This is a genomic window from Candidatus Binatus sp. (genome assembly GCF_036567905.1).
Lineage (GTDB): Bacteria > Desulfobacterota > Binatia > Binatales > Binataceae > Binatus.
The window spans coordinates 22152-33371 of the sequence record NZ_DATCTO010000046.1 but is presented as its reverse complement, the minus strand read 5'-3'; the positions used below and the strand labels follow the sequence as shown (position 1 = coordinate 33371).

At 62.5% G+C, this 11220-nt stretch carries 13 protein-coding genes; 11 read left to right on the top strand and 2 right to left on the bottom strand.

Annotated features, from left to right (window positions below):
* The first annotated feature begins 195 nt into the window (after nucleotides 1-195).
* The 11 genes from VIO10_RS07645 (at nucleotide 196) to VIO10_RS07595 (ending at nucleotide 9527) form a co-directional block, all read left to right on the top strand.
* The gene (locus tag VIO10_RS07645) at nucleotides 196-1065 is read left to right on the top strand and encodes an FHA domain-containing protein (protein ID WP_331961789.1); all 870 of its coding nucleotides are present in this window, start codon (nucleotides 196-198) and stop codon (nucleotides 1063-1065) included.
* 16 nt (nucleotides 1066-1081) lie between these two features.
* On the top strand, nucleotides 1082-1849 hold the full coding sequence (locus VIO10_RS07640) for a hypothetical protein (RefSeq protein WP_331961786.1): 768 nt from the start codon (nucleotides 1082-1084) through the stop codon (nucleotides 1847-1849).
* A 165-nt stretch (nucleotides 1850-2014) separates the two neighbouring features.
* Complete coding sequence (gene gnd, locus VIO10_RS07635; RefSeq protein WP_331961783.1) at nucleotides 2015-2920, top strand: phosphogluconate dehydrogenase (NAD(+)-dependent, decarboxylating); 906 nt, start codon at nucleotides 2015-2017, stop codon at nucleotides 2918-2920.
* 23 nt (nucleotides 2921-2943) lie between these two features.
* The gene (zwf, locus tag VIO10_RS07630; RefSeq protein ID WP_331961780.1) at nucleotides 2944-4476 is read left to right on the top strand and encodes a glucose-6-phosphate dehydrogenase; all 1533 of its coding nucleotides are present in this window, start codon (nucleotides 2944-2946) and stop codon (nucleotides 4474-4476) included.
* A 47-nt stretch (nucleotides 4477-4523) separates the two neighbouring features.
* Nucleotides 4524-5519 (top strand): class 1 fructose-bisphosphatase, encoded by a 996-nt coding sequence (locus tag VIO10_RS07625; protein WP_331961777.1) that lies wholly within the window; start codon nucleotides 4524-4526, stop codon nucleotides 5517-5519.
* Nucleotides 5520-5537: 18 nt separating this feature from the next.
* Nucleotides 5538-6524 (top strand): glucokinase, encoded by a 987-nt coding sequence (glk, locus tag VIO10_RS07620; RefSeq protein WP_331961774.1) that lies wholly within the window; start codon nucleotides 5538-5540, stop codon nucleotides 6522-6524.
* Nucleotides 6525-6572: 48 nt separating this feature from the next.
* Nucleotides 6573-7487, top strand: coding sequence for a class I fructose-bisphosphate aldolase (locus VIO10_RS07615; protein WP_331961771.1), 915 nt, complete (start codon nucleotides 6573-6575; stop codon nucleotides 7485-7487).
* 49 nt (nucleotides 7488-7536) lie between these two features.
* On the top strand, nucleotides 7537-8346 hold the full coding sequence (locus VIO10_RS07610) for an enoyl-CoA hydratase/isomerase family protein (RefSeq protein WP_331961768.1): 810 nt from the start codon (nucleotides 7537-7539) through the stop codon (nucleotides 8344-8346).
* A gap of 97 nt (nucleotides 8347-8443) precedes the next feature.
* On the top strand, nucleotides 8444-8752 hold the full coding sequence (locus VIO10_RS07605; RefSeq protein ID WP_331961765.1) for a hypothetical protein: 309 nt from the start codon (nucleotides 8444-8446) through the stop codon (nucleotides 8750-8752).
* 86 nt (nucleotides 8753-8838) lie between these two features.
* Entirely contained in the window at nucleotides 8839-9132 is a 294-nt protein-coding gene (locus VIO10_RS07600; RefSeq protein ID WP_331961762.1) for a hypothetical protein, read from the top strand.
* Nucleotides 9133-9326: 194 nt separating this feature from the next.
* A complete protein-coding gene (locus tag VIO10_RS07595; RefSeq protein ID WP_304823854.1) occupies nucleotides 9327-9527 on the top strand; it encodes a cold-shock protein in 201 nt (66 codons plus the stop codon).
* Nucleotides 9528-9659: 132 nt separating this feature from the next.
* Here VIO10_RS07595 and selD read toward each other — a convergent pair whose 3' ends face one another.
* Together selD and VIO10_RS07585 are read right to left on the bottom strand one after the other, a co-directional pair.
* Nucleotides 9660-10739 carry a selenide, water dikinase SelD gene (selD, locus tag VIO10_RS07590; protein WP_331961754.1) on the bottom strand — a complete coding sequence of 360 codons (1080 nt, stop codon included), beginning with the start codon at nucleotides 10737-10739 and terminating at the stop codon, nucleotides 9660-9662.
* A 106-nt stretch (nucleotides 10740-10845) separates the two neighbouring features.
* Entirely contained in the window at nucleotides 10846-11217 is a 372-nt protein-coding gene (locus VIO10_RS07585) for a limonene-1,2-epoxide hydrolase family protein (protein WP_331961751.1), read from the bottom strand.
* Nucleotides 11218-11220 lie beyond the last annotated feature (3 nt).

Genomic DNA, 11220 nt, shown 5'->3' with positions numbered 1-11220 from the left:
TGAGCCCTGCACCCGGTATTAAGGCCGCGCTCCGTTGTCGCGCGCGGCCCCTGCCAACGGCTTAACACTGCGCTGCCATCGCCACGGCCAGGGGTGACCCGTGCACCCAGTGATAGACAGCGCATTGGCGGATTTGCGCTTGAACCTGACTCCGGCACGCGCAATGCTGAGGGTGAAAAATGAAAAAGCTGCATCATGGCGAGTAACGTTTCCCGCGAAAAACTTCTCTTCTACGCGGCCGCCGGCGCGCTCGGCGGCTTCGCCGCGTGGGGGCTGTCGGAGCCAATTCTCGGCATCCGCTGGGTTTATGGCCGCGATATCCTGTTCGGTGCGCTGATCGGCGCGCTGATCAGCGCGTTTCTCGCCTCGATCGAAACGCTCAGCGTGGGCCAGTTGCGCCAGGCGGTGCGCAGATTCGTGGTCGGCGGAGCGATCGGCGCGGCGGGCGGAGCGTTGGGATTGCTGGTGGGCGAATTTGCGTTCGACATACTGGGCGGTCTCAATGGCCGAATCCTGGGATGGGGCGTGCTCGGAATCGCGGTCGGACTCGGCGTTGGATCGGCGTCGGGATCGGCGGCGCGGCGGCGCAATGGCGCGATCGGCGGCGTGCTTGGCGGCGCGCTCGGCGGATTTTTTTACCAGAGCCTGACGAGCACGTTTCCGCAGGCGTTCGGACGCGCGATCGCGATCATCATCCTCGGCGCACTGATCGGATTCTTCATCGGACTGGTCGGCGAGTTGCTCAAGCGCGGCTGGCTGATGGTCGTGCGCAGCCAGAGCCGCAACGCGCGCGAGGGCCGCGAATATCCGCTGCTCAAGGGCGTGACGATTATCGGGCGCGCCGAAGAAAGCGACATCGGGCTGTTCGGCGATCAGACGGTGCTCGGCAATCATGCGATCATCCGGCGCGAGGGCAAGAATTTCATCATCAGTCCGACCGGCGGCCAGATATTCGTGAATCGACATCCGGTGGCGGGCCGCTACGCGCTCAAGAGCGGCGACCGGCTCGAGGTGGGAGGCACGCTGTTTCTCTTCCGCGAGCGGGCCCAAGTGGCGAATCGCTAAGAGGCGAAGCCAGATCGTGGGGAGCCAGCCGACCTTCGCAATCCGAATCGCGCTCCCGGTCATGATCGTTTTGAGCTTCACCTCGATCCTCTCGGGATGTGCGACCGTCGGCGGCGGTGCGCCCGCGCCCGCGACGACCTCGGTCCAGACGCTCGAGTACTACCCGTACCAGGTCAAGGGATACCAAAACAGTTATCCCAGGAAGGCCATCCTGATCCTGATGCCGGCCGATGCGCGCGAGGCGACCGGCGACAGCGCGCCGCTCAATGGCAATCCGGCGATCGGAGTCATCACCGATCAGTCCGGCAACATTACGCAACGCCTGTACAGCGCGCCGCTCGGCCCGATCCTGCAGCAGGCGATCGGGCGCTCGGCCGATGAGGCGGGTTTGAGCGCGTCGTCGTCCGCCGATGTCGCCTACCAGCCTGGCGTCAAGAACACCACCGGGTATGTGCTCGAGAGCAAGATTCGGCGATGCTGGGTAAAAAAGCACCGCGGCGTCAATGGCCAGTACGGTCCTGTCTGGCGGACTACAGCCGATTTGGCGCTCGACGTCTCGATCTACAAACCGCCGTTCAGTGTCCCGTTCTGGACCGGGAGCGCCAGCGATACCTACTACGACCCGCCGGTGGGCTCGTTCGGTCTCGGTTCCGAGGACGAAGCCGGTATTTACGACGAGCCGGGGCAGGTATTGTCGGTCGCGCTGACGCGCTCGGTGGCGGCGATCTTCCAGCGCCAGGACTTGCGCAATCTGATGCTCGAAGACGACATCAAATCCCGCTAGGCGCGCGGTTCGAGGCGCGGTCTTTGAACAATCGGTGGGGTTGGAATAGCCTAGGCAGAGCGCCGGATAGTCAAATGCCGAGGCGTGCGCGGGAAAATCCTCTGCCGGTTCCCGCCGCGTGACCGCAAATCCGGATCGCATCGTCATCTGCCAAGAGGAAGCACGATGGAAATCGGATTCGTTGGTCTCGGCAAAATGGGCATGAACATGGTCGAGCGGCTGCGGCGCGACAATCACCAGATTGTCGCCTTCGATCTCGACCAGGCGAAACTCAAAGAAGTTTCAACCTTCGGCGCCGACGGCGTCAATTCGCTCAAAGATCTGGTAGCCAGGCTCGCGCCGCCGCGGGGCGTGTGGGTGATGGTGCCGGCGGGCGATCCCACCGACAGCACGATTAACCAACTGGCCGAATTACTCGAACCTGGCGACGCGATCATCGACGGCGGCAACACCAACTTTCACGATGACGTTCGCCGCGCTGCCGTACTGGCCGGCATGAAGCTGCATCTGGTGGATGCCGGCACCAGCGGCGGCATCTGGGGACTCAAGCTTGGCTACTGCCTGATGATCGGCGGCGAGGCGGACATCTTCAGGCGCTACGAACCGATTTTCAAAACGCTGGCCCCGCCGGGCGGCTACGACCACGTCGGCGGCCATGGCGCAGGCCATTACGTGAAGATGGTCCACAACGGCATCGAGTACGGGCTGATGCAGGCGTACGCGGAGGGTTTCGAGGCGATGCACAAGTCGGAGTACAGGCTCGACTTGCCAAGGATCGCAAACCTGTGGCGACAGGGCAGCGTCGTGCGATCATGGCTGCTGGAGCTTACGGCCAACGCGCTGGAAAAAGATCCGGGCCTCAAGCAAATCAGGGGCTACGTCGAGGATTCGGGCGAGGGCCGCTGGGCGGTGCAGGACGCAATCGACAAGAACATCTCGATGCCGATAATCACCATGGTGCTGTTCGCGCGCTTTCGCTCGCGCGCTGACCAGGGCGAAGGCACCTTCGGCGAGAAATTGCTCGCCGCGCTGCGCGACGAGTTCGGCGGCCACGGCGTCGTCAAGGAATAGAGCGCGAGAGGGTTAAGCGATTTATGGCCGCGCCTGCAAACAGGACCGTCGATCTCGGTCATCCGGTCAAGGACCGCCATCACTACGATCCGTGCATCGTGGTGATCTTCGGCGGCGCCGGCGACTTGAGCCATCGCAAGTTGATTCCCGCGCTGTACAATCTCTCGCTCGACGGCGAATTGCCCGATAAGTTCGCGATCCTCGGTTTCTCGATGGAGGATCTCGACGACGAGAAGTATCGCGCGTTCGCGCTCAGCGGCATCGAAAAGTTCTCGCGCCGCCCGGTCGACAACGAACACTGGGCGAAGTTCGCCCCGCTGCTCCATTTCAATCGTGGCTCGTTCACCGAGGCCGCCGATTATCAGAACCTGCACAAGCGATGCGAGGCGCTCGACGCCGAGTTCGGCACCGAAGCCAATCGGGTCTTCTACTTTGCGATTCCGCCGGCTTTCATCGACACCTGTTCGGGGGGATTGACCGCCGCCAGAATGATTCATCGGCATGAGAAGGAGCATCCGTTCGCGCGCGTCGTGGTCGAAAAACCGATTGGCTCCGATCTCGCCAGCGCGTCGGAGATCAACGCCCAGCTCGCGCGCCATTTCGACGAAAGCCAGATTTTCAGAATCGACCATTACCTCGGCAAGGAAACCGTCGAAAACCTGATGGTGTTGCGCTTCGCCAACGCGATCCTCGAACCTATATGGACGGCGCGATTCGTTGACCATGTCCAGATAACCGTCGCCGAGGCCGAGGGCGTCGGCACGCGCGCCTCCTATTACGATCACGCCGGGGCGCTGCGCGACATGGTGCAGAGCCATCTGCTGCAAACGCTCTGCATGATTGCGACCGAGCCGCCCAACACCACCGGCGCCGAATCGATGCGCGACGCAAAGCTCGACGTACTGCGCGCGCTGCGCCCGCTCGGCGACGAGGATATCGAAAAATGGGTCGTGCGCGGCCAGTACGGCGAGGGACTGATCGGCGGCGCGGCGGTCAAGGCCTACCGCGCCGAGGAGCAGGTCGCGCCGGATTCGCAAATCGAGACGTTTGTCGCGCTGCGATGCTGGATCGATAACTGGCGATGGGCCGGCGTGCCGTTCTACCTGCGCACCGGCAAACGGATGCCCAAGCGCTCGAGCGAAATCGCGATCTACTTCAACAGCGTGCCCCGAATCCTGTATAACTCAAACCCGCGCGCTCCACTGGCGCCCAATATGCTGACCATCAGGATTCAACCCAACGAAGGCCTCGCGCTCCATATCATGTCCAAGGTGCCCGGCTCACAGACCCGCCTCCAGCAGGTCAAAGTCGATTTTCACTACGTGACTTCCACGCCGGAAGCGTACGAGACCCTGCTCAACGACGTGATCGTCGGCGATCAGACGCTCTTCATGCGGCGGGACACGGTCAATGAAGCGTGGAGGTTCGTGCAACCGATCCTGGATGCCTGGGCCCAGTCGCCCATGGATCCACCCATCTATGCTGCGGGCTCGTGGGGACCGCTCGAGGCCGCCCTGATGATCGCGGCCGACGGGCGCACCTGGCGAACGCTCTAGCAGGAGAACCCGATCAACCTGTGCAATTTGTCGGGAAGGGATTGCAGATGAGCAACGGCATCACTCTCACGCGTCATATCAAGGCCAAAAGCGCGACTGCGGTGCCGGTCGCGGACCTCGCTCTTATAATGAAACGCATCGAGTTCATCGCCACGCGCATCACGCGGGAGCTGGCGCTGGCGGGCCACGGCGGGCTGGGCTACACCGGCGAAACCAACGTGCACGGCGAAAAGGTCAAGAAGCTCGACGAGTGGGGCAACAAAGTTTTCCTCGAGGCATTCGAGCATGGATCTCCGGTATGTAGTCTCATCTCCGAGGAAATGGACGAGCCGCATCATTACTCATCCAATTGCCGCGAGAATAGCTACTGCGTACTCTACGATCCCATCGACGGCTCATCCAATACCGACGTAAACGGTTCGCTCGGCACCATCTTCGCCGTCAAGAAGCGCGCGCCCAGGCACGGGGCCGGAATCGACGACATCCTCGTCCCCGGGAGTCAGCAGGTCATCGCGGGTTACATCCTGTACGGGCCGGCCGCGCAGCTGGTGTATAGCGCCGGCGCCGGCGTCGATATCTTCACGCTCGATCGAACTCTCGGTGAGTTCATTCTCTGGAAAGAGAATGTGAAGATGCCGCCGCACGGGACTACCTATGCGGTCAATCAGGGCAACGTGGGGAAGTGGCACGACGGAGCGCGCAAGTTCGTCGCGCACATTACCAGCCGCAAAGACAAACGCACCAGCTACTCACTTCGATACTCAGGTGCATTCGCCGCCGATTTCCATCGATGCCTGCTCGAGGGCGGAATATTTATGTATCCCTCCGAGGTTGCCGAAGGCGGCAAGGCCAAGGGAAAACTGCGCCTGATGTACGAGCTTGCGCCGCTCTCGATGCTCGCGGAACAGGCCGGCGGCCGCGGTTCGACCGGCAAACAGCGAATTCTCGAGCTCGCCGCCACCGCGATCCACGAGCGGGATCCGATTTATATCGGCAGCGCCGAGGAAGTCGCGCTCGCCGAGTCGTTCCACGTCGAAGGCTAGAAGCGGATCGAGGTTCCTATGGATGGCCTCATCCTGGCCGGCGATGTCGGTGGAACCAAAACCCATCTCGGGCTCTTCAACCACTCCGCAGGAACACTCGAAATTGTGCGCGAGCGCCGCTACCCGACCTCGCAGTTCGACAGCCTGGAGGCGGCGTGCGCGGATTTCCTCGGCGCAGGCGCGGCGGTGAATGCCGTCTGCCTCGGCGTGCCGGGTCCAATAATCGACGGTCGCGCCCAGGCCGCCAACGTTGCATGGCAACTTTGCAGCGTCTCGCTGTCGCGCGCGCTAAACGGCGTCCCGGTTCGCTTGATTAACGATCTGACGGCGACGGCCTACGGCATGGTTCATCTGAAACCCGCCGAGTTTGCGGTTCTGCATCGCGCGGAAAATCCGCCCGAACACGGCAACATCGCGGTGCTCGCCGCGGGCACCGGTCTGGGCGAAGCGGCGCTGGTCCGGGAGGGCGACAAATATTATGCGGTCGCATCCGAAGGCGGGCACAGCGATTTCGCGCCGCACGGCGCGGAACAGATCGAGCTGCTCCGGTTCGTCGCGGGCGAATTCGGACACGCCAGTTGCGAGCGCGTCCTTTCGGGTCCGGGACTCTGGAACATCTATCGTTTTCTGAGGCGCGAGAGTCGGGCCGAAGAGCCCGCGTGGCTGAGCGGGCAAATCGCCGCGGGCGATCCTTCGGCTGCGGTAAGCGCGGCGGCGCTCAAGCGACGCGACCCGGTTTGCGTTCACGCGCTCACCATGTTTTGCGATATTTATGGTTCCGAGGCCGCCAACCTGGCGCTCAAAGTCCTGGCGCTGGGCGGTGTCTTTCTGGGCGGAGGGATCGCGCCGAAAATTTTGCCGATGCTCACCGATGGTGCGTTCGTGCGAGGGTTCTTGTCCAAAGGGCGGCTGAACGAGATCCTGAAACGGATCGAAGTCCGCGTATCGCTCAATCCAGCCGCCGGCCTGCTTGGCGCGGCCCACTATGCCGCCGCGATGTTGTGATATAGGAATGCAAACTGCAATGACACTCCAGACGGGAGACAGAGGTATATGACCAAGCGCGTTCGAGAGATTCTTGGCTATTACGACTGCGAAAACGCCGGCGTGCGCAGCAACCTGGCGCGGATGCTCAACCACGGCAAGCTCGCGGGCACCGGCAAATTCGTAATCCTGCCCGTGGACCAGGGCTTCGAGCATGGCCCGGCGCGAAGCTTCGCGGTCAATCCGCCCGCCTATGACCCGCGCTATCACTTTCAGCTCGCCATCGATGCGGGCTGCAACGCATACGCGGCGCCGCTGGGATTTCTCGAGGCGGGCGCGGCCGAGTACGCCGGCGAGATTCCGCTCATCCTGAAGGCCAACAATCACGACGTTCTCAACGAGGAAAAAGATCCCGCGCTGGCCGTGACCGCCAGCGTCAAGGACGCTCTGCGGCTGGGATGCGCGGCGATCGGACTTACGATCTACCCGGGCTCGACCCAGGAGAAGTCGATGTACCAGGAGGCGCGCGAAATCGGCGAAGAGGCCAAGGCCAATGGACTGCCGCTGGTCCTGTGGTCGTATCCGCGCGGCTCCGGTGTCAGCAAGCAGGGCGAGACCGCGCTCGACGTGGTCGCGTACGCGGCGCAAATCGCGGCGCAGCTCGGTGCGAACATGATCAAGGTCAAGCCGCCCACCGCTTTTATCGAACTGGCCGAGGCCAAAAAAGTGTACGACGCCAACAAGGTTCCGCTCGAGCCGTTCTCGGCGCGCATCAAGCACGTCATGCAGTCGGCCTTCGACGGCCGGCGCATCGTGATTTTCTCGGGCGGCGCCAAGGAAACCGACGACTCGTTGCTGAACACCGTCCGCGGGATCCACGCCGGCGGCGGTTACGGCTCGATCATCGGCCGCAACAGCTTTCAGCGTCCGAAACCCGAAGCGATCGCGCTGCTCGGCAAGGTCATCGACATTTACAAAAGTTGATCAGGCATCCGTCCAGGCGCATGACGGTGCCAGTGAAAAAAGTGAAAAAGTGAAATACAGCGAGTACCAGCATCTCCTGTTCGAGCGCCGCGACGACGGCGTCCTGCTCATCACGATCAATCGTCCCGAGGTGCTCAACGCCACCAACAGCCGCCTCCATTGGGAGTTGAGCCGCGTGTGGCTCGACGTTGCCGACGACGACGAAACCAATGTCGTGGTGATCACCGGCGCCGGGCGCGCGTTTTCAGCGGGCGGCGACCTCGACATGATTGCGCAGATGACGGCGAGCGCGGCCAACGTAGGCAAGGCCTGGAAGGAAGCCGGCGACATCGTTTACAACATGATCAATCTCGACAAGCCAATCATCTCCGCGATCAACGGCGTCGCCGTCGGCGCGGGATTGGCGGTCGCGTTCATGGCGGATATCAGCATCGCGTCGGAGGCGATGCGCATCACCGACGGACATTTGCGCCTCGGCGTCGCGGCCGGAGATCATGCGGTGATCATCTGGCCGCTGCTGTGCGGCATGGCCAAGGCGAAGTACTACCTGATGACGGCGGAATTCATCGACGGCAAGGAGGCCGAGCGCATCGGGCTGGTGAGCCTGTGCGTTCCCGCCGACAAGCTGATGGACAAGGCGATGGAAGTCGCGCGCAAGCTCGCGCGCGGCCCGCAACAGGCGGTGAGATTCACCAAACGCTCGCTCAACAATTGGCTGCGCGTTGCAGGCCCGGCGTTCGACGCATCGCTGGCGCTCGAGATGATGGGATTTTTCGGCGCCGATTTGAGCGAGGGCGTCGCCGCCTTGCAGGAAAAACGCCAACCGTCCTTCCCGGGCTTCGCCAAGCCCAAGGGCTAACCCGTCGGGAGGGAGATTCCGCGCCTCTTTTGATGCGCCTTAGATTTTGAAATACTGTGCATCGTTTGAAACGACCCTAACCTGAGCGGGGAAGAAAATGCTGATAAGGAAATTTGCGCTCGTGGCGGCCTCGGCGATGCTCGTGACGACCGTCGCGTTTGCGACGAATGCACGGCCCGCATTCGCCAGCAAGGTCGATTGCGACGCCGTGATGAACGAGGTCAACAGCGGCAAGCATAACAAGGATATCGCCGCCGACCTCAAAATCTCGACCTCAAGCGTCTATCGCTGCAAGCGGAAGGCGAAGCTCGCGGCCAAGGCCGCTACCAAGTCGTCGGTACAGGCCAGGAGCGGCAAAGAGGTACCGGCGGCGCCCGCGGCGGCAGCTTCCGCAACGACCAAGTAGGAATTTGCGCCTCGATGCGTCGCGGGCCGTCATGGCTCGCGATGCGTCGGCTGCATCCTCCGCGCGAATCGACGACGGCTTAGTCGATGCCGAAATGCGAACTGTGCGAGTTGCGTGATTACACGCAGCGCTACGCCGACTTCGTTCACCCGTTCAAATTTACGATTCTTGATTGCGATTCGTGCGACACTCCCATGGCCGTCCTGGGAGAGCATCGCGCCGTGCCCACCGACCAGGAGCGCGAATTCATGATCGAGGCGCTGTCACTGGTCGCGCGCGCGAAGTACGGCGCCGATAAATTCGGCATCGACGCCGTGATGCGCCAGATTCCCGATCACTGCCACATGCATGCCCGCCCAATTCGCCGCTGGCAATATTAGCTGCTGCGCCACCCCGTTTTCGATCGCCAGACATATTACGGCCCGGTTTCGTGAGTTTTACCTATTTGGTAAGCGCCGCATCTTGTGCTATATGCGCGCCGTTACGCGCGTTGCTTGGGGAAGCGCGTCGCCGGCGGGAGAAGGCCCTGAGGGGGGGCGCTCCGGCTGGTTCCCTTCAGGAGGTATGGGGGAAAATGGCTAACGGGACGGTTAAGTGGTTCAGCCCGAAGAAGGGCTACGGCTTCATCACGATGGAGGACGGGCAGGAAGTGTTCGTTCATTATAGCGCCATCGATGGAGCAGGTTTCCGCTCGCTCGAGCAGGGGGAGCGCGTCGAGTTCGAGGTCGCGCAAGGGCCCAAGGGATTGCAGGCCTCAAACGTCAACAAGGGATAGGGCGCGCGCGAGGAGATCTCGGGGATAAGGGGGGACGGTTCGACCGCCGATGTCCCGGCGCACGACGCGTGCGAGCCGTTGCGGCGGCATGCGACCGAGGCGGTCCCGCTGATCAAGCGGGCCGGCCCCTGGTCAGACTAGTTCGATCGGGTGTTCGCGGCGAGGCGTGACGCGGCCGACGATCGCGGCGTCGCGATGCCCGCAATTGTGAAGCTCCGCGAGCAGGGCAAGGGACTGCTGGTCGGGGATCGCGATCAGCAATCCGCCCGAGGTCTGCGGATCGAAGGCAATCGCCGCGATCTCGTCGGAAACTTCGTCGGAGATGCGGACGCTTGGCGCGTAGTACTCGCGATTGCGTTGGCCGCCGCCGGGAATCATTCCGGCGCGGCATTGCTCGAGCACTCCGGGCAGCAGCGGCAAGTCGGATTCCTCGAACACGATCGTAACGGCGCTACCCTCGGCCATCTTCAGCGCATGACCGACGAGACCGAATCCCATGATGGCGGTGGCGGCGTGTACGTCGTACTTAAGCATCGCGGAGGCGGCCGCGGCGTTGAGCTGCGTCATCGAGCGGACCGCAGCCTGGTATGGTTCGTCGGTCAGGTGGTCGCGCTTGAATGCGGTCATCAGGATTCCCGTGCCGAGCGCCTTGGTGAGCACGAGCGCGTCGCCGGCTCGCGCGCCGACATTGCGCACGATTCGGTGCGGATCGATCACTCCCGTGACAGCCATCCCGAATTTCACTTCTTCGTTTTCGTTGGCGACGGTGTGGCCGCCAACGATTACGACGCCGGCCTCGCGGGCCTTCTCGGCAGCACCGCGCAGAATTTCAGCGAGCATCTCGTTGGGCAATCCGGTTTGAGGCCAGCATACGATGTTCAGCGCGGTACGCGGCAAGCCGCCCATCGCATAGACGCCCGAGAGCGCGCCCGCGGCGGAGATCTGTCCGTAGGTGAAAGGGTCGTCCACCACCGGCGTGAAAAAATCGATGGTGTTCACGATCGCGAGATCGTCGGAAAGACGCAGCACTCCAGCGTCGTCGCCGGTGGAGATTCCGACGAGCAAATCAGGGTGGCTCGGCAAATCGAGCCGCGCGAGGACTGCGGAGAGGTCCGCCGGACCGAGCTTACCGGCGCAATCCGCAGCCGTGCACCGCGCAGTCAGGCGGATGAGGCCGCCCTGCGAGGGATTGTTGTCCTTTGGTTTGGACATCGCGGCTATTGTCGCGCATCGGGGAGTTCAGGAGAAAGGGATTCAGTGGAAAAGATCCGGGGTCTCTCGGCTGCGCTCGGGATGGCGGAAAAAAGAGAGGCGGTTGCTACATCTGCTTGGTGTACATCGCCATGTCGAAGTAATCGCGCCATGCGCTGATTTTGGCGCCGCTGACCTCGAACACGCCTGCGACCGGCAGCGAAATCGTCTTGCCGCCGCCCAGGTCGAAGACGTCGACGCGCTCGTTGAAGACGACGTTGCCGGCGCTGGCGCTGTTCAGCACTTTGAAATGAAGCGACTTGGCCATCGGCAGAAAGGTGTTGATGGCGGCGCGGATGGCGTCCTTGCCGCGGGCCGGTTCGAACGGGATGTTGTGGTAGACGGCGTCGTCGGTGAAGAAGCCGAGCAGTTCGTCGATATTCTTGCGCGCCCACGCGTTGCAGAATTCGGTCACGACTTTTTCAGCATCGTTAGCCATAGC